The organism is Nannocystis bainbridge (assembly GCF_028368995.1).
Taxonomy (GTDB): domain Bacteria; phylum Myxococcota_A; class Polyangia; order Nannocystales; family Nannocystaceae; genus Nannocystis; species Nannocystis bainbridge.
This window is the reverse complement of the sequence record NZ_JAQNDL010000002.1, coordinates 701,714-720,749: the sequence shown is the minus strand read 5'-3', so window position 1 is coordinate 720,749 and position 19,036 is coordinate 701,714. Positions and strand designations below refer to the sequence as shown.

13 protein-coding genes are annotated in these 19,036 nt (G+C 72.9%); 5 read left to right on the top strand and 8 right to left on the bottom strand.

Features of this window, described 5'->3' with window-relative positions; translation table 11 throughout:
- Positions 1-127: 127 nt before the first annotated feature.
- Positions 128-355, bottom strand: coding sequence for a hypothetical protein (locus tag POL25_RS20455; protein WP_272087798.1), 228 nt, complete (start codon positions 353-355; stop codon positions 128-130).
- Between the two features lie 241 nt (positions 356-596).
- Between POL25_RS20455 and POL25_RS20450 the strand changes: the two genes are divergently transcribed.
- The 4 genes from POL25_RS20450 (at position 597) to POL25_RS20435 (ending at position 8,123) form a co-directional block, all read left to right on the top strand.
- Positions 597-1,565: a 50S ribosomal protein L11 methyltransferase gene (locus tag POL25_RS20450; RefSeq protein ID WP_272087797.1), complete on the top strand. Its 969-nt coding sequence runs from the start codon at positions 597-599 to the stop codon at positions 1,563-1,565.
- Entirely contained in the window at positions 1,562-2,251 is a 690-nt protein-coding gene (locus tag POL25_RS20445; RefSeq protein WP_272087796.1) for an RsmE family RNA methyltransferase, read from the top strand. Before POL25_RS20450 ends, POL25_RS20445 begins: the two co-directional genes overlap by 4 nt.
- Before the next feature lie 74 nt (positions 2,252-2,325).
- Positions 2,326-2,907 (top strand): RDD family protein, encoded by a 582-nt coding sequence (locus POL25_RS20440; protein WP_272087795.1) that lies wholly within the window; start codon positions 2,326-2,328, stop codon positions 2,905-2,907.
- Positions 2,904-8,123, top strand: a complete 5,220-nt coding sequence (locus POL25_RS20435) for a hypothetical protein (protein ID WP_272087794.1) — start codon at positions 2,904-2,906, stop codon at positions 8,121-8,123. Before POL25_RS20440 ends, POL25_RS20435 begins: the two co-directional genes overlap by 4 nt.
- Positions 8,124-8,384: 261 nt before the next feature.
- On the opposite strand, the gene POL25_RS20430 is transcribed toward POL25_RS20435, so the two are convergent.
- Positions 8,385-9,251 carry a hypothetical protein gene (locus POL25_RS20430; protein ID WP_272087793.1) on the bottom strand — a complete coding sequence of 289 codons (867 nt, stop codon included), beginning with the start codon at positions 9,249-9,251 and terminating at the stop codon, positions 8,385-8,387.
- Between the two features lie 109 nt (positions 9,252-9,360).
- On the opposite strand from POL25_RS20430, the gene POL25_RS20425 reads away from it, so the two are divergent.
- Positions 9,361-10,338: a hypothetical protein gene (locus POL25_RS20425; RefSeq protein ID WP_272087792.1), complete on the top strand. Its 978-nt coding sequence runs from the start codon at positions 9,361-9,363 to the stop codon at positions 10,336-10,338.
- A gap of 270 nt (positions 10,339-10,608) precedes the next feature.
- Here POL25_RS20425 and POL25_RS20420 read toward each other — a convergent pair whose 3' ends face one another.
- The 6 genes from POL25_RS20420 to pilM all read right to left on the bottom strand — a co-directional run bounded on the left by POL25_RS20420 (position 10,609) and on the right by pilM (position 18,999).
- On the bottom strand, positions 10,609-10,920 hold the full coding sequence (locus POL25_RS20420; protein ID WP_272087791.1) for a hypothetical protein: 312 nt from the start codon (positions 10,918-10,920) through the stop codon (positions 10,609-10,611).
- A gap of 40 nt (positions 10,921-10,960) precedes the next feature.
- On the bottom strand, positions 10,961-13,360 hold the full coding sequence (locus tag POL25_RS20415) for a hypothetical protein (RefSeq protein WP_272087790.1): 2,400 nt from the start codon (positions 13,358-13,360) through the stop codon (positions 10,961-10,963).
- Positions 13,361-13,526: 166 nt separating this feature from the next.
- On the bottom strand, positions 13,527-14,945 hold the full coding sequence (locus POL25_RS20410; RefSeq protein ID WP_272087789.1) for a sigma-54-dependent transcriptional regulator: 1,419 nt from the start codon (positions 14,943-14,945) through the stop codon (positions 13,527-13,529).
- 162 nt (positions 14,946-15,107) lie between these two features.
- A complete protein-coding gene (gene gspN, locus POL25_RS20405) occupies positions 15,108-16,646 on the bottom strand; it encodes a type II secretion system protein GspN (RefSeq protein WP_272087788.1) in 1,539 nt (512 codons plus the stop codon).
- Positions 16,643-17,248: a hypothetical protein gene (locus tag POL25_RS20400; protein WP_272087787.1), complete on the bottom strand. Its 606-nt coding sequence runs from the start codon at positions 17,246-17,248 to the stop codon at positions 16,643-16,645. Before POL25_RS20400 ends, gspN begins: the two co-directional genes overlap by 4 nt.
- Positions 17,245-18,999, bottom strand: a complete 1,755-nt coding sequence (pilM, locus tag POL25_RS20395) for a pilus assembly protein PilM (protein WP_272087786.1) — start codon at positions 18,997-18,999, stop codon at positions 17,245-17,247. The genes POL25_RS20400 and pilM overlap by 4 nt, the downstream gene beginning before the upstream one ends.
- Positions 19,000-19,036 lie beyond the last annotated feature (37 nt).

Sequence of the window (19,036 nt, the reverse complement as noted above, 5' to 3'; positions counted from 1 at the left end):
CTACCAGCGATCCGAGCGCGTGATGCGCCAGGCAGCGTTCAGCCCACGGAACCGGGGGAAAGCGCGACGCCGACGCAAACAGGCGCCGGCGCTCGCGAGGCGAAAAGCTCGATCGGCGGCTCGCGCGTCAGGGCGCGGCCGACGCCTGAGCGTGGGCAGCACGGCTGGTCGGGCGGCTGTAGAACAGGGTGATGGTCAGGCAGTGGAACTCGCTGTCGGAGCTCTGGGTGACCACCTTGTCGACGATCTCGACGCCCGGATTGGCCTCGAGCCACTCGTTGATGCGATCGCTGATCTGCTCGCGCTCCCAAGCCTTGGTCGCCGAGAACACCTTGACTCCCGTAAATGCCACCATGTGCCTCTCCCTCTTGCAGCGCCCGGGGGATGATGCGCGGCCAACCCCTCATGGGTCGCCGTCGCCGGAGGCGCCGCCCAGATCTGGCCCCGAGGTATGGCAGAGGCGGCAAGGCGAATAAAGTTAAAAAGTGCGCACAGGCCCGCGGGCCGCAGGCCACTGCCAGCTATTGCCGTTTTTGTAATTGAGCATGCAATTTGATCCGTCGCTATTGCGATGAACTCGCCTATATTGCCGCGCGATGCGTGAGACAGCAGAGACGACCGCCGAACCGTGGGCGACGCTTTTGGTCCAGCTCCGCGGCCGGTCCGACGAAGACGCCGGGGGCATCGAGCTCGGCGAAGTGGCGGAGGCTTCGGAGCGGCTCGAGGCGCTGGCGACACTCATCGCCGAGGACCCGCGGGCCGCCGGGGTCGAGACGCGCGACACCTCGACGCTCGGCAGTCGCTGCGAGATCCCCGAGCTCACCATTTACACCACGCCCGACGGCCTCGAAGGCCTCGTCACCGAGGTCGAGCGGCTCGCGGCGCAGCTGCACCTGCCGCTGCGCCTGACCCCGGCCGTGCGCACCGACGACGACTGGCGCGACACGTGGAAGCAGTTCTACGCGCCGCTGGTGTTCTCGGCCGCGACGACGACGCTGCTGGTGCGGCCGTCGTGGATCGATCGTCGGCCCGGCGACCCGGAGCTCGAGTTGGTCCTCGACCCCGGCCGCGCCTTTGGCACTGGCCAGCACGAGACCACGCGGCTGTGCCTCGAGCTGCTGGTCGCGCTGTCGGAGGCGGGCGCTCGCCCGAGCCGCGTGCTCGACCTCGGCTGCGGCTCCGGCATCCTCGCCCTCGCGGCGGCGCGGCTGTTCCCGCAGGCCGCGGTGGTCGCCGCCGACAACGACCCCGACGCGGCCGACACCACCGCCGAGAACGCCGCCGAGAACGCGCTCGAGGACCGGCTCGAGATCCGGGCCGTCACCGTGCTCGAGCTCGAGGGCGGCTTCGATCTGATCCTCGCCAACATCCGCCCCGGCGTGCTGATCCCGATCGCCGGCGACGTCGCGCGCCGCCTCGCCTCGGGCGGCGCCGTGGTCCTGAGCGGCGTGCTCGGCGAAGAGGCCGAGGAAGTGCTCGCGGCCTACGCCGCCGCCGGCCTGACCCTGATCGATCGCCGCGACCTCGCCGAGTGGTGCGCGCTGGTCCTGCGGGCCGCCGGATGAGCACACGCGTGTTCGTCGGCGCGCCGGCCGATCCGGCGCGCGTCGCCCTCGACGCCGCCGAGTCGCACTACCTTCGCCGGGTCCGCCGCGTCGGCGACGGCGCGCACGTCGAGGCGATCGACGACCACGGCGCGCTGTGGCTGGCCGAGGTCGTCGGCGGCGACGCGCGCGGCACCACCGTGAAGTTGCTCGAGCAACGAACCGTGCCGGCGCCGCCGCGCGAGATCGTGGTCTTGCTCGGCATGCCCGAGCCGGCCACGGTGCTGGACCTGCTGCCGGGGCTGTGCGAGGTCGGCGTCGCCGAGGTCGTGCTGGTCCGCTGCGCCCGCAGTCAGGGCGCGGCGCCCGGCGGCGAACGGATCGCGCGGGTGTTGCGAGCGGCGCAGCGGCAGTGCGGCAGGCCGCGAGCCCCCGCGATCTCGGGCCCCGTCGATCTCCGCGAGGCCACCGCCCGGCGCGCCGACCTCCCGGGCGTGTTCGCGTGGGAGGAATTGCGCGCGACATCGAGCGACGCGCCGGCGGCCGTCACGGGCGCGCGCGTGTGCGTCGGACCCGAGGGTGGTTTTACCCCCGAGGAGGCTGCGCTGCTGCGCGCAGCGGGCTTCCGCGCCATCGGCCTCGGGCCCTACACGCTGCGGACCGAGACGGCGGCGCTGGTCGCTGTCGCTCGCGTCATGTTCGCCTGAGCGCCCGCCCAGACCCGGCCCGGGCCGCGCGGGGACCGGCCGGGAGGCCCGGGGCCGTGTTATGGTGCGCGCCCATGGCGTTTTGGTCTCGCAAGGAGCGCCCCGCCCCGTGTCCGAGCTGCGACGCGGCGCTGGACATCGGCCTCGTCAATGACGGGCGACCGACGTGCCCCGCGTGCGGGCAAGCGCTGGTGCCGGTGCGCGTCGCCGGCTTCTGGCGCCGCTTCGCCGCCGCGGTGGTCGACGCCGCGATCTTGCTGGTCACCGCGGGCCCGCTGCACCTCGGCCTGCAGCGCGTGCTCGGCGAGGCGAGCCCGGTGCGCGGCGGCTTCTCGTGGGCCGGCCTGTTGCAGCTCCTCACCGTCGAGCCGCTCGAGATCCTCGTGTGGCTCGCGCCCCTGCTGGTGATGGTCGCGATTTACTTCGTGCTGTTCATCGCCCTGTCCGGGAGGACACCCGGGCAGAAGCTCACGGGCATCCGCGTGGTCCACCGCGCCGGCGGCAAGGTCGGTCCGGTGCGCGCCACCGTGCGATTCGCGGGCACCGCCGTCGGCCTGGTGCCCGGCGGCCTCGGCTCGCTGTGGATGGTCTTCGACCGCGAGAAGCGGGCCTTCCACGACTATCTGACGGGCACCTACGTCGTGAGGGAACAGTGAGCCTCCTCCTGCGCCACCTCGAAGCCAACGGTCCGCTGTCGCGCGCCGATCTCGAGGCCGCGACCCGGCGGCAGCAACAAGCCGGCGGCAGTCTCGACACCGCGATCCTCGAGCTCGGGCTGATGACCCCGGTGCAGCTCGATCACCTGCTGCAGAGCGCGTGCGGCCTCCCGGGCGCGCCGGTGCGGCTGCTCGAGCGCGGGCCGGCCCGCCCGTGGGAGCACGTCCCGCGCGACCTGGTCGACATCGGCTGGGCCATGCCGCTCGTGCAGGAGGACGGTCGCCTGATCGTCGCCGTCCACCCCGACCTGCCCGACGCCAAGCTCGGCCAGCTTTATCGCATGGTCCGCGGCTTCTACCCGGTGGTCGCGCCCGAGTGCTGCCTGGCCAAGATCGCGGCCGAGCGGACCGGCTCGATCCTCGCGCCCCGCTACGCGCTGATCCTGCTCGACTATCTCGAGGCGATGCGCACCTCCTCGCTCACGATCAGCCTCGTCCCCACCCACGGGCCGGCGAGCGAGCTGACGAGTGCACATGTCCTTGAGGACAGGCAGGCCGAGCGCGGGGACGCAGCCGCCGCCAAGCCGGCGGGCGTCGAATCGCCTGGCTCTTCGGTCCGGTCCGTCGCCGATGCGCCGACGGCCGGAGAACCTGTCCCCGCGGACAGCTCGACGGGCGCCGGGGCTGCGACGCCCGACTTGTCGACGAGCGACGAGCGGCCTGTCTCTTCGGACATGGCCGAGGATGAGGTCGCGCCGGGTGAGATCGGTGGCTCCGACGACGCGAGCGCGACGGACGAGTCCGCGAACGCCTCCGGGGCCCGCGACGCTCACGAGGCGACGGCGCCTGTCCTTGCGGACAGCCCCGCCGACGCCTCGGCCCAATCGCCTGTCCTTGCGGACAGCCCCGCCGAGGCCTCGCCCGAAGCGCCTGTCCTTGCGGACAGCCCCGCCGACGCCTCGCCCGAAGCGCCTGTCCTTGCGGACAACCCCGCCGACACCTCGGCCGGAGCGACGCCCGAACTCCGCGCCGCGGATGCGCCTGTCCCAGCGGACAGGCCGCGCGACGCCGCCGATGCACGTGCGCTCGGCGCGACCCAGGACGCCGCGGCGCCGCTGACCGAGGCGCGAGGGACCGACGTACCTGTCCCCGCGGACAGGCAAAACGCCGGCCCCCGACCGGCCGCGATGTCCGGTCCGACCACCGCCGCCCGCGCCTCCGGGCTCGCCGGGAGCCCTGCTACCAGTGGTTCCGCGACGGCCGCTTCGCCCCGCCCTGCGGACGCGGGCTCGCTGCGCGGAGCCGGCAACGGCGCGACCGCGCGCGACGAGTCGCTCGCGCCTGTCCCCGAGGACATCTCCGTCGATTCGTCGCGTCCTGCCGCCGAAGGCTCGACGGCCCGGGTCGATCTGCCTCAGCCTGTCCCCGCGACCTCGCCGTCCGCGGCCGGCGAGCCGTCGGGTTCGGCACCTGCCTCTCCGGACAGGTCCTCGGACCTCGCCGCAGCTGTCCCCGAGGACAGGCCCGCCGCGACCATCCCCGACGCGCGCCCCGCGAACAAGGGCGAGCCCAGCGCCCTCACCGAGGCGTTCGCAGCCGACGCGGCCCGGGCCTCACGGCACGCGCAGCAGCCTGGCCTCGAGGACAGCCTCACCGACGACCCCGCCCCCACCCCCGCTGCCAGCCGTCAGACGGCCGCCTACGACAGCGCGCCCGAGACCGATTCGGCGAGCATCACCGCGAACCCCGCCCCGCAACCGTCGCCGACCCGGCCGTCGAGCTTCGACCCCGTGCCCGTCGCCCCTGACGCGCCGCTCGTTCCCCCGCGTGGGTTCGACGACGGCGGCGGCTCGTTCGCCGGGATGGCGATCGCCCCCGATACGCCGCTCATCATCCTCCCGCCGGCGCCCACGACCCGGCCCACGCCCCGCGCGAGGGACTCCTCCGGTCTCGCGGACCGCCGCACCCTGGTCGGCATCCCCGTCGGCGCCGCCACCACGCCGCCCGACAACCTCGCTCCCGGCGCGAACGACAGCGCCACTCGCCCGTCGGAAGCCGCTCCGCCTGTCTCTTCGACCAGCTCTCCCGCACCGGCGAGCTCGGCCTCACCTGTCTCTTCGACCAGCTCCACCGCGCTGGAAGAAGCTCCGCCTGTCGCTTCGGCCAGCTCTCCCGCGCCGGCGGGCTCGGCCTTACCTGTCTCTTCGGCCAGATCCAACGAGCCGGCGGACGCCGCACCTGTCCCTTCGACCAGCGCTTCCGAAGCCGCGGTCGTCGGCGCCGACGAGGCGTTGATCGAGTCCTCGACCAAGAAGCCCCCGGCCCTCCCGCAGGCGATGGTCATGACCCTGGCCCAGCGGCTCGACGCCGCCCGGGCCGCGCTGGCGACCGCGCGCGAGCGCGACCGGATCACCGAGGCGCTGGTCAAGGCCGCCTCGCTGGTCGCCCCGCGCGTGGCCCTGTTCGGCGTCAAGCGCGAGGGCCTGCGCGTGCTGGCGGCCCCCGGCAGCGCGCTCAGGCTGTCCGAGGGCCTCGTCATCCCGCTGCCCGAGGGCGGCCTGCTCGATCGCGCGGTGTCCGGCCAGGGCCCGCTGCACCTCCTGATCGAGCCGAGCCTGTCGTTCGCCGTCGGCCAGCCGCTCGGGATCCCCTGCATCTTCGAGCCGGTGCTCGCCGGCGGTCGCACGGTCCTGATGCTCTACGTCGACCGCGCCGGCGTCGCCTTCGATCCGCGCGAGCGCACCGTCCTGCGCGAGCTGTGCGACACCGCCCGCCAGAGCCTCGAGGCCCTGCTGCGTCTGCTCGGCTGGGTGGTGCCCGGCGGCACCGTCGGCGCCGGAGCAGCCGACCGCGCGCGCCCGTCCGTCCGCCCGCACCCGATCGTCAGCGAAGACGAGGCCGACGCGCCGGCCGCCGTGCCACCTGTCCCCGAGGACATCCCGGAGCCCGAGCCCGAGCCCGCGGTCGCCGCCGCAGCGCCGGAGACTCCGGACGAGCCGCCGCCTAGCCCCGCCCGGCTGACCGATGAACCTGGCTTCGGGGACAGCAGCAGCGCGGCCAGCCGCTCGCGCGGGCGCAGCAGCGGCAGCAGCAGCAGCAGCAGCAGCAGCCGTGGCCGCGGCATCATCACCCTGAAGAACCCGATCCGCCGCGACGATCCGTCGACCGTCACCCCGCTGCCGGTCCGCGCCGAGAGCTCCGCGGTGGTGCGGGCCCAGCCGAGCGCCGACGAGCCCGAACCGAGCGCGGACGAGCAGGACTACGAAGACCTCACCGACGATCACGAGGCCGACAGCCCGCCCCCGCGGCGCGACGGCCCCGGCCTCGGCCTGGCGCCGGTGCCGGTGCCGCTCGGCCCCGAGAACGGCCCCGACAGCCCGCTCGTGGCTCGCTTCGCGGCGATGTTCACGCGCCCGCCGGTCCCGACCGTCACCATCGACCTGACCGATCGGCCAGGCACCTTCGGACATGGTCGTTCGGACACCTCCGGGCCGCCCGCGGCTGCCCGGGCCGACATGCCCGGCTGGATCGCCACCGCCGAGCCCTCGGGCATCGAGGATCCGCTGCCGGTCGCCAGCGCGCTGCGGTCCGCCGCCGACGCCCGGGTCGATCACGACCCGGCCTCGACGCTGCCCGGCGCGCCGCGGGTGATGCTCGACGAGACCGCGCGGGGCGGCCTGCCCGACCCCGAGTTCGACGATTGGCCGCGCGCCGCCTCCGACACGCCGACGATCCTCGACCTCTCGCCGCCGCTGACGCACGCGCCGCTGTTGGTCGAGAGCCTCGCCGCGCCCGACGCCAAGACCGTGCTCGACATCCCGCCGCTGGTCGAACCGGGCGCATCCGGGCCGCTGATCCCCAACCTCGTCGCGCCGCCCGGCACCCCCGGGGCCGTGAGGCGCCGCCGTCCCGCCGAGCCGAGCGCGGAGGAGCCGGTGCTGGTGATCCCGAAGACGCTGCGGCGCTCGAGCGGCCTCACCGCCACGCCGCACCCGATGGCCCGGCGCAGCGGCCCCGACGAGCTCGAGGGCGGCCCGACGCTGTCGATGCCGACCACCCTGATCGGCCCGCGCAGCGGCCGGCGCCGCGCCAAGCACGAGCCGCGCCCGGAGGCCTCGTCCGACGTCCTGACCATGCCGCGGCTGGTGCGCGAGGCCGACGACGTCCCGGCCGCCTCCTCCAGCACTTCCGGTCATGTCCCCGAGGACATGTCCTCCGAGACCGGTCCCGAAGGGCATGTCGCGGAGGACACCCCCCGCGACGACGCGACCGAGGCCGCCGCGACCGCGTCTGCAGCCGCCGCGCCGCCGACCGACGCGGCGCCCGCCGACAGGCCGGCCGAAGCGGGCCCGACGACGGCGCTCGACGAGCGCGAGATCGACGCCGTGCTCGAGGCCTTCCTGCAGAACCCGGCCGAATGGACCAGCGTCTCGCGCCTGCGGGCGCTCGACGAGCGCGGCCTGGCTCGCCTCGCCGCGCGCTTCCCCGGCCCCATCGACCTCGCCAACGCGACCACCTTCCCGCCGCCGAGCGCCCACGGCCCGCTGCTGCGCGCCTGCGTCGAGCTCGGGCACGCCGTCAGCCCCCACGTGCTGGCGCTGTTCGCCAGCGTGCGGCCGCAGATCCGCTTCTACGCCGCGTTCCTGTTCCAGGAGCTGCGCGACCCGCGGTGCCTGCGGCCGCTCGCCGAGCTGGCGTTCGACCCCGACCCCGACGTGCGCCTGATCGCCACCCGCGTGCTCGAGTCGTACAGCCGCGTGCCCGACTTCGCCGCCGTGGCCGCGGAGATCCGCGGCGATCTCGAGAGCGAGGACCACGACCGGCAGCTGCTCGCGGTCGAGGCCGCCGGCACCTTGCGCGACACCCTGGCCGTGCCGCGCCTCATCGACCTGCTGGCCGTGCGCGACAAGCACGTCCGCGAGGCCGCGCTCGAGGCGCTGTGCTCGATCACCGCCAAGCACCACGGCTACCGCGCCCAGCGCTGGCGGGCCTGGTACGCCGAGCACGGCCAGGAGCCGCGCATCGAGTGGGTCATCGACGGCCTGCGTCACCGCGACGAGGCCGTGCGCCGGTGGGCCGCCGACGAGCTGGCGCGGATCACCGGCCAGCGGATCCCGTTCCCCGCCGAGGGCGACCGCCGCAGCCGGGACCTGGCGCTGCGCGCCTGGCAGGCCTGGTGGGACAGCAACCGCGAGGACTTCACCACCGGTCCGTGAGGACATGTCGCTGCGGCCATGTCTTTGAGGACATGGCCGTGAGGGCATGACCCGCAGGCCAGGTGCGAGGGCCGGTGCGAGGGCCGCCTCGCCCCGCGGACGCTCGGGCGGAGGAGCCGTGACCGCGGTCGCGGGCCGGGTCCGCGGCGGGCTCGGCGAAGCATGAGCCAAAGGCCATGCCCATAAAAACATGCCCTCGAGGACATGTACGAAAGGGCATGGCCGCGAGGCCATGCCCTTCCCACCCGCAGCGACGCGACCTCAGAGTCCGGCGGGCACCTTCACCTTGCCGGTCTTCGGAGCGACCCGGCCCATCCTCGCGGTCGGCGGCGGCGGCGGCGGGATGTCGGCGACCACGTCGCCCATCAGCGGCTCCGCGGGGGGCGGCGGCGCGGGCGGCTGGAGCGCTTCCGGGGCGACCGCCTGGCCCATCAGCATCGACGGCGGCGGGTCCGGCGGCGGCGGGGCGAAGGCCTGCGGGTCGCACGGCTCCTTCGCGTCGGGCGTCGCCTCGCCCATCTTCACGTGCTCGGGCGGCGCCACCTTGCCCATCAGCTCCTCACCGGGCGGCGGCGGCGGCGGGTCCATCGCCACGGGCGCGGCGCCCATCGTCGGCATCGGCGGCGGCGGCTCGGGCGGCGGCGCCACGGGCGGACGGATCTGGGCCCCGATGTCGACGACGTTGCGGCACACCTCGTGGCTCGCGGGGAAGTGCATCGTCGTGAACGGCCCGGTCTGGACCTCGCAGCCGCCCTCGGGCGACGGCCTGGCGTCGCGGGCCATCGCCTCGATGGCGATGTCGCCGAGGTCCTGGATCGGCGGGCCGTCGCCGTGCGGGGCGCAGGCGGCCAGCATCATCGCTGCAAAGGCGGTCCGCACCGGACGCAGGCGAGACAGCGGAACGGTGTCGCGGAACGCGATCTGGCCGTCCTCTTGGTTCGAGTAGCGGACGCACAGGTGCTGGCCCTTGTGCTCCGTCAGGAGATCGGTGGCGGCCTGCCGGGACATCGCCGAGAGGTTGTGCACGTGCTTGGCGCAGACATCGCAGAAGCGGCGCGCTTCGTCGCCGTGCATGGCGTCCCACGACTCGTGGCAGGGGCTCTTGATCTCGACGTTGCGGCTGTGCATGGCGGCGGGACAACGCGCCTTGTCAGGGCCGGGTCTCGGCGAGAGGCCGGCGAGAGCGCGTCGTGAGACCAGCGTATCCGTGGTGCAGGAAGCTTGGTATAGGGCCGGCGTGCCCCACGTCCCTGCCCTCCTCGCGCGACTGCGCGACGAGCCGCGCTACCTCGCCGCGCTCGCAGCGCTGCTGGTCGACGAGGTCCTCGCGGCGCCCGCACGTCGCTTCGTCGATCCCGTCCGGCTGACCCCGCTGATCGTCACCGGCCTGCAGGCCGCCGCCGCCGCGCCCGGCCACGCGTCATGGCTCGAGCAGCGCCTCCGCGACGCGCTCGGGCGGATCCGTCCGCGCCAGGGCAGCGTGCGCGCGCGGCTGCCCGGCGAGCTGGTGCCGCTGCTCCGCAGCGTCGTCCGCAGGCCCTACACGCCGAGCCGCGCGCTCGTGCGGGCCGTCGTCGATCAGGCGACCGTGCGCGACCTGTCGCGCACGATCCTCCACACCACCCTGCTCGACTTCGCAAAGAAGGTCGGCTCGATCTTCCCGGACACCAGCAAGATCCCGGGCGCCGGCGTGACCTCCAAGCTGTTCGGCGTCGCCAAGGGCGTCGCCTCCGCGGTCGGCCTCGACGCCTCGGTCGAGGACCGCGTGCGCGGCTTCGTCGACGGCGCGGTCGGTCGCGTGATCGACATGATCGTCGATCGCGTCAGCGACCCCAGGCACGCCAGCGAGGGCGCGGCCTTTCGCGGCGATGTCCTGGCCTCGCTGCTCGACCTGCCGGAGTCGGCGCTGCATGCCGAGCTGCTCAAGCTCGACCCTGCCGTGGTCGCCCGCGATCTCCACGCCGCGCTGGTCGCCGTCGCCGCGTGGGACCGCCTGCCCGCCGAGATCGAGGCCGTGTTGAACGAGGTCGTCGCCGGGCTCGGCGACGCCACCGTGGGCGAGCTGCTGGCGGGCTCGGGCGAGATCGAGGCCTGGCGCGGCGCCGTCGAGGCCGAGCTGCGCTACCACCTCGGCCACGGGCTCACCGGCCCGCGCTTCGCCGGCTGGCTCGAGCACCTGGTCGCCGGGACATTGCCGGAAGAGCAGGTCACTTAAAAACCGCTCGGCCGGCTGTTTCTTGGCCGGTGGACATGCTCGAAAGAGCATGTCCTTACGGACAGACCCAGACGACAGCTCGGCCGGCTGATCCCTGGCCGCGGGACATGCTCGAAAGAGCATGTCCTTACAGACAGACTCCGAACGAGCATCTGGTCACCGGACCTCGAAGCGCGCTCGCCCTGGTCAGCGCGAGCGAGAACATGGCTTCCGAGACATGCCTTGAAGAACATGTCGATTCAGACAGCTGCCTCGATCATCCCCACGCGCTCAGGGGCCCGACAGCGGCGTGAACGTGCAGCTGTCGGAGCCGTCGCAGCAGCGGGTCTGCGGCGGGCCCGTGAGCGGCTCGAAGCGGCAGCCGACGCCGTCCTCGCCGCGGCAGCGGCCCTCGCCCTTGCCGGTGCAGCGGACCGGCGCGGCACCGGGGCACTCGGCGCTGGCCGAGCACGAGCCGCCCGCGTCCTCGGGGGCGGCCGCGCGGAGGCTGTCCTCCGGGACAGGTTGAGGCGGAGGCCCCGAGCCGGCGCAGGCGACGAGGAGCAGGGCGAACCCGGCGAGCCCGGGCGTGAGGCGGTGCATCCCTCCTTTTTGCCACGCCGCCTGGCTCGCCGACAACGCGTCACGGCCCCGCGGCCTGGGCGACCTCGCCGAGCGGGCGGGCGCGGCCGATCGCCGGATCGGCCGCGGCCAGCTCCTCGTACGCCTCGGGGTTGGCCGGCTTGAGCACCCCGCCGGGCGCCTCGGCCGTGCCGACCAGCTCGCGGATGCCGCGGACCGACCCGTAGTAGTTGCCGTCATTGTGGTCCTCGTCGCTGTTGCAGCGGCGGATCAGCGAGCGGGACAGCCGCGGCAGGTGCAGCATGTCGAGCGCCATCTCCCACAGCCCGTCGATGAAGTTCTGATCAGCGGGGAACTCGAGCAGCCCCGCGAGCAGCAGCAGCAGGCCGGCGCGCTGGCCCAGGGGCGTGTCGAGCGGCGTGGTGTCGGCCAGGTAGCCGAGGTCGATCGCCCGCCACCACGCCTCGGCGGCCACGAGCAGGCGCTTGAGCTCCTGCGCGCTGTGGCTGAGGTGGCTGTGGAACAGCACGTCGGCCGTGAGCGCGTCGCCGGCCGGCTCGCGCACGTAGCGGACCACCGCCGGCAGCCGCCCGAGCTCGCCGCGCGGGCCCTTGCCGGCCGGCACGTCGCGCGGTGGTTCGGCGCCGCTGAAGAAGCCGCCGGCCCGGAACGCGTACAGGAGCTCGGCCTGCCCGGGCAAGCTGTCCCAAAGTTCAGAGTACTGCGTGACTCGATTGAGGCTGCCGGCGGCCCACCCGAGCCCGCGCGCCGCCTCGCCGCCGATCTGCGACGGCGACGCCCCGGGGTCGCGCGGGATCGCCGAGTCCTTGAGGCTCTCGGCGATCTCGACCAGCCGGAAGTCGAGGAAGCCGTCGTAATAGTCGGCCTTGCCGTCGCGGTTGATGTCCTGGTAACGCGCCACCACCAGCGGGTGGGCCGGGCCGATGAACTGCACGAAGTCGGGCGTGCGGCTCTGGCGGTGGTGCCACTGGGCCTTGCGGATCCGCCGGTCGATCGCGGCGAAGTCCTCCTCCTCCGCGAGGCCGCGCAGGATCGCCACGAAGCAGTCGATGCCCTCGGACGCCACCACCTTGTCGCCCTCGCCGGTGCGGAAGTAGGTCGAGTCCCAGCTCGAGAAGATGTCGGCGTCGGGGAACATGCGGGCGATGGCGAACCGCGTGGTCAGCCCGGCGCACTGGCAGTTCATCATCAGCTTGTAGCCGACCTGCGGGGTCTGGATCGCCGACGCGCGCATGTCGTAGGCGCCGAGGTTGGCGTGGCGGCTGACCAGCAGGCCGGTGAAGAACTCCTGCGACATCTCGAAGTTCTCGTCGCGCGGCGCGGCCGAGCGGGCGAACACCATGAACTCGCGCCCGCCCTTGCCGACGAACGGCGCCCGCAGGACCACGTAGCCGTCGCCCCACGGGTTCGGCGACGCGGGCGTGCCCTCGGGCGCGGCCACCTTGGTGAAGCCGAACTTGGTCTGCAGCAGCTCGACCTCGCCGGGGAAGAACTCGGGCGCCGAGGCCAGCGCGAACCGCCACGGCCCGGTCAGCGCGGCGTACGGCGGGGCCTGCCGCGACAGCGAGCGCAGCAGCGCCTGCGCGCGCGCCTGTTGTTCGGGGCGCAGGGCCGGGCCGCGCAGCGACAGCAGCGAGATGGCGTGCGCCCGCAGCTCGCCGCGTCCGCCAGGACCGGTCTCCTCGTCGATCAGCCGGAAGATGCGTTCGGCCGCAGCGTCGGCGGCCGCGCGGAATTCGGGATCCTTGAGCACGGTGGCGACCACGTGCGACAGCACCGTCAGCGCGGCCGAGCGCAGCTGCACGGCGTCGTCGACCGCCGCGTTCGGCCCGCTCGCGGCGGCCTCCGTCAACACGCCATCGACCTGCCGCAGCAGCGCCCTGGCCTGCGTCGGCGTCAATCGCTCGGTGCGCAGCGGCTCGTCGGGGAAGAACGCGCTCGGCGGGAACAGGCACTCGAAGCTCGAGGTCCGCCGCGACGAGATCCAGCGCGCGGCGGCGACGAACACCGGCAGCGACGACATGTCCTTCGGGGCAGGTCCGTCGGCGTCCGCGGCCAGCTCGCCGCTGCTCAGGAGGAACAGCGGGGCTGCGCCGTGGATGCCAGCGGTGAGGTCGAGCGCCGCAGCCTTCGGCTCTGACCTGTCCTGAAGGCCATGTCCCGCGAGGCCGGCGAGGCGCTGGCGGACGGCCCGACGCCCGGGGAAATCGAGCAGGAGCTTCTGCCCGACGGTCGCGCGCAGCAGCGCCTTGTCGGCCGCCGCGGGCTCGGCGACGAGGGCCACGTGGTAGTCGCGCTCGCCGGTGAGGTGGACCTGCACGCCCGCCCCGCTGCGCGACCGCTCGAAGCTGCGGGTGGCCGTGCTGCCCGATTTGACCAGGACCGCGGCGAACCGCGTAGCCCTGGCGCCGCGCCCGATCCGTATCTCGATCTCTTTCATCGCGCCCTCCGACGGATCGAAGGTAGCACGCGGCCACGACCCCCCTCGCAGGCGCGGTCCCACGCGCGCGGGCGCGGCGGATCGGTGAAATTCGAACCTGTCTCTTCAGCCAGCCGACCACCGCGGCGAACCATGATCGCCCGCGGTGGTTCGACGTTCCGCGGGCCTACTTCACCGCGCTGCGGTGCGCGTGCGGTTCTGGCAGCGCGGGAGGCATCCCCGTCTGCGGAGCGCCGCGGTACTCGTTGAGGCGGTACTGGATCTTGCGCGGCGAGATCCCGAGGATCTTGGCCGCCTTGCTGGTGCTGCCGCCGACGTGCTCGAGCGTCCGCAGGATCGCGTAGCGCTCGATCTCTCGCAGCGACGCGCCCGGAATCACCGGCGCCGCGTCGTCACCACGCATCTTCGACATCAGCTCGCGCGGCAGGTCGCGCGGCTCGATCTCCGCCCCGCGCGCCAGCACCACCGCTCGCTCGACGCTGTTCTCGAGCTGGCGGATGTTGCCGGACCAATCGCAGCCGAGCAGCACGCCGAGCGCCCGCTCGCTGAAGCCGATCACCGGGCGATGGGCCTGGGCCGCAAACTGCCGCAGGAAATACATCGCCAGCAGCGGCACGTCGTCCCGGCGCTCGCGCAGCGACGCCATGCGCAGGCTGACGACGTTGAGGCGGTAGTACAGGTCTTCGCGCAGCTTGCTGCCCCGGGCCGCGCCGAGCTCCTGACTGGTCGCCGCGATCACGCGGACATCGGCCTGCAGCGGCTCGCTGTCGCCGACGCGGCAGAACGTGCGGTCCTGCAGGAAGCGCAGCAGCGCCGCCTGCACGCCTGCCGGCAGCTCGTCGACGTCGGCGAGGAAGAGCGTGCCGCCGTCGGCCTCGACCAGCCTGCCCTCGCGCAGCACGGCTCCGCCTTCGCGCACGCCGAACAGCTCGCGGGCGCACGCCTCGTCGGTGAAGCCGCTGCACTGCAGACTGACGAACGGGCCGCGGCGACCGCTCCACTGGTGGATCAGGCGCGCGAGGTGCTGTTTGCCCGTGCCGCGTTCGCCGGTGACGAGCACCGACACCGGCGAGTCGGCGACCTGGCGGGCCAGGCCGAGGAGGTCGCGGAACACCTTCGACTGGCCGATGACGCCGGCGCGCATATCGGCGCGCTGACTCGCCAGCGCCGAGCGCAGCTGCCGGGCCTCGCGTTGCAGCGCCCGGTGACGCAGCACCCGCTGCAGCCCGATCAGCAGCTGCGGCAGATCGACCGGCTTGCCGAGGTAATCGTCGGCGCCGAGGTGGAGCGCCTCGACGGCGCCCTCGACCGAGCCAAAAGCCGTCATCACGACGACCGCGACGTCAGGGTAGATTTCACGGAGCTTGGTTATGAGCTCGAGGCCAGTGAGGCCGGGCATCTTGACGTCGGTGATGACGACGTCGGGCTCCCACTGGTCGACGCGTCCGAGCGCCTTGTAACCATCGGCGGCGGACTGGACTTCATAACCTTCCTCGCGCAGCAGCTCGCTGAGTGCAGACCGTGCGCTTGACTCGTCGTCAACCACCAGAATTCGGGTCGGCTTGGGCTCTTCAAAGTTCGTCATAGGCGGTACCTCCGCGGGGCTTCGCCTACTCTGCGGGCGGAAGATGCGCGGGTGTAATGCATACTTTGCGCGCAGGCGCAAACCCGCAGACCCCCTCAGGAACCTTTCTCTTTTGGTTGAGAGAGGTTCCCGATTGGCACGAGAGCTGCTTTTTGACGACGTTCAGCCTGTGGGCGCGTCCGTCGACGGCGGCGCTTCGCCTTCGCGCGACGGTTCGGCCGGCATCTGGCCATCGGGCTGAGCTTCAGGCTGGCCCTGACCATCACCCTGGCCCTGACCCTGACCACCTTCGGGCTGCACCTCTTCCATCGCCGGCGGTAGCGGCGGCGGCGGCTCTGGCGGACGCTCCTCCTGCCGCTGCTCGGGCTCGGGCTCGGGCGGCGGCTGCTGGGTCGAAGGCATCGACGGCGGCTCGGCCTGACGCATCTCGGTGTCGGGCGCCTTCTCCGGCTCGCGGTCGGTCCCGCCGGTGTCCCCGCCGATGTTCGGCAGCTCCGGCCCCTGGTTGCGCTCGAGCGCGTCCTTCTCGTCGGTCTTCTTCGAAGTGGACGAGCGAGACTTGGTGCGCGACTTCCTGGCCGCGTCGCGCTCGGCGTTCTTCTGCCGCCGCTCGAGCATGCGCTCCTCGGCGGTCTTGCTCTTGATGCCCATGAAGCGCGGCTTGCCGACGGTGCCGCGCAGCTTGAAGCCGAGCCAGCCGTCGTCGGGCGGATCCATCTTCGACGACGGGCCCGCGGTCTGGACCGCGAAGCGCAGCGTCTCGCTCTTGTCCTGCAGCGCCTGCGTCACCAGCAGCTTCATCTGGAACGCGAACTCGGACTTCGAGAACGGATCCTTGAGCGGCATGTCGCCGGTGAGCTCGAGCTCGATGTCGGCGCTCTTGGTCTTGAAGTCCTCGACGGTGGCCCGGCCCTCCGAGACCTTCAGCTTGCCGATCAGGGTGCCGAGGTCGATCTCGGGGATCGTGATGCCCTTGGCGGTGATGCCCGACGAGCCGGGGATGAACAGCAGCTCCTCGCCGTCGCCGATCGAGCACGAGGCGCACTCGAGCGCGATCGTCCCCTCGGCCTTCTCGAACAGGTTCTCCGGCATCGTCATGTCGACGTGCAGGGCGAACAGGCCGCGCAGCGGGGCGCCGAGCGCCTGCTGCAGCTTGGGCACCGAGCCGAGCGGCAACTCGGTGACCTCGATCTTGATGCTCGACTCGCTGTCGCTGCGCGCGTACTCGGCGTGGATCGGCGCCTCGTCGAGCACGGTGTCGACCTCGACGTCGATGTTGCCGAGCAGCAAGTACTTGAGCACCGAGAAGTCGACGTCGACGGCGTCGAGCACCAGCTGGTGCGGGATCTGGCCCGGGTGCGACGGCGCGTACGTCCACGTCACGTTGTGGAGCGTCGCGCTGCCCCACGGGCGCACCGACATGTCCTCGATGTCGATGAGGTAGCCGGCCTTGCGCGCCTGCTGACCGATCCGCCAGGCGATGCCGCGGGTCGGGAGGCTCAGCCACACGAAGGCGAAGAACACGAACACGGCCAGGAACACCCAGCCGGCCGAGCTGCGGAGGCGCCGCGAGAACAGGCGCATGCGGTCGCCGAAGCCGCCGATCGGGGTGGGCTGGGCGATCATGGTGCCGCTCGGCGGGGGCCCGGGCAGGTCGCCGCCGCGACGGAGACTGGTGAGGCTGGGCAGGCGGATCTTCACGACTCGCCCTCCTCGACGGTCGGCGCCGCGGCCGGCTCGTCCTGCTTCTGCAGCTCCCACGTGGCCAGCTCGACCTCGGCGTTGAGGCGGTCCTCGAGCGCCGACGGCGAGCGCAGCATCAGCCGCTCGACGAACAGGATGTTGCCCGGCTGGCCCTCGATCTTGGCGAGGAAGTTGAGCAGCTCCTCGAGGGCGACGTTGCGGACCTCGAACGCGACCACGCGCTTGGTCAGGCCCTTGTCGTCGACGGCGACCGCCTGGCGCTCCTCTTCACCGCGCAGGGTGCCGGTGACGAGGTCCTTCTGCGCCTCCTCGAGCAGGATGGAGAACACGATCGGCTGGGCGTTGGCGATCCTCGCCTCGCGCGCCTCTTTCTCCTTCTTCTTGGTGTCGTACGCGGTGCCCTTGGTGCGGACCAGCACCAGGCCCTCGCGCAGATCGGCGATCTCGGCGCGGGCGGTGTCGAACGAGCTCTTGCGCATCATGTAGAGCACGCCGACCGCGGTGACGAAGAACACCAGCATGAGCACGCCGAGCAGCGCCCGCTCGCGCGGGTTGAAGCGGGACATGAACCCGAACAGGGTGGAATCGATGGCGCTCACGACTCGGTCTCCGTGCTGCTGTAGCAGTCGTGCTCGATGTTGGGGTCGAACACCTTCTTGGTGCCCTCGTCGCGCACCTTGCCGACCTGGAACGGGATGACGCAGGGCAGCGCCTGCAGCAGCTTGTTCTTGAACCGCTCCTGCGCCGACGAGCGCGTGGCCGAGGCGCGGAACTGGATCGCGCGCGGCCGGATCTCGATCAGCGACAGCACGAACTCGTCGTCCCACGCGATGCCCGAGGCCGGGTCGACCGAGGGCAGCTGGACCGGAGCCGTCGGCGTCGTCGCCGGCGAGCTGTCGTCGGAGACGACGCCGCCCTCGCCCTCCACCACCGGCAGCGGCGTCGGCGGCGGCTTGGCGCCGCTCGGCGTGGCCGCCTTGACGAAGCCCGCGAGCACGTCGAGCGCGCCGCGCTGCGGGATCAGCTTGGTGATGTCGCGGCCGTCGACGGCGTTGAGGCGGTCCTCGATCTCGGCCTTCGAGGTGAGCGTCTCGCCGAACACCTTGTTGCTGGCCTCGCCGAGCTCCTCCTCGTAGGCCATGCGCTCCGCCTCGAGCGCGCTCATGCCGACCACGGTGTCGACCACGCCGAACGCCAGGATCGCGAACCCGAGCGCGGCGACGGTGGCGATGCGCTCGGCGATCCAGCTGCCGTCGCCGCCGCGCTGGACGGCGGCGTCCTTGTGCAGCTGGATGAGCGGCCGGCGGGCGCAGCCGACGGCGCCGCCGAGCGCGGCCGACATGGCCGTCCAGTCATGTCCCGCGAGACCTTTGAGGCCGAGGCTCTCGCGCGGACGGGCGCGCTCGGTCGGCAGCCCGAGCTGCTCGGCCAGGTAGGCGTCGAGGCCGCGCAGGTTGGCGCCGCCGCCGGACAGCCGCAGCTGCACCACCTCGGCCGCGAACTCGGCCCGCAGCCACATCCGCGTGTGCTCGATCTCCCGCACCACCGGCTCGAGCGCGCGGGCCACGAGCGTCGCCGACTCCATCTGCTCGGCCGTCAGGTCGCCCTGGCCGCGGTGCGGCAGGAAGGCGTTGTCGCGCTTGGCGGCCTCGGCCTCGGCGTCGCTGAGCTGGTAGCGCTGCTGCAGCGCGCGCGTGACGTGAACGCCGCCGCGGCGGAGCATGCGGGCGGCGACCGGGCCCTTGGCGCCGAACGCCACCAGGTCGGTGGTCGCGTGGCCGATGTCGAGGCCGAGCACCACCGGCGTGCGCGCCTCGGCCGGCGCGCCCTTGGCCGCCTCGGGCAGGTCGGCGGTGAGCACCTGCGCGGTCGCCAGGACGTCGACGGTGATCAGCTTGACGTCGATCGTCGCGGCCTTGAACGCGGCCTGGACCTGGTCGATCGCCGAGCGGCGGACCGCGACCGCGAGCGCTTGACCGCCGCCGCCGGCGACGGTCGCGGGCACGTGGTCGAGCTCGAGGTTCTCGAGCGGGACCGGGAACTGGCCCTCGGCCTCGAACGCGATCGCCTGGGCGATCCGGCGCGGGTCGCTGAACGGGAACTTGAACACGCGGTAGGCCGCGAAGCTGCCCGGCAGCACCACGCCGATCGGGTAGTGGTTCCAGCCGCGGCGGCGCAGCACGGCGATGCCGATGTCGAGCGCGGCCGCCAGCGACGTGTCGCCCTGCGGCGTGAGCGTCACCGGCTCGACGACCGTCTCGAGCACCTGGATGGTGCGCAGGCCGGCGTTGATGAGCACGGCCTTGACTTCGGAGGTGCCGAGGTCGAGTCCTACGTACTTCTGAGCCACGGGCGGCAGTCCTTGCGGTTGAAGTTGGGAGCCATGG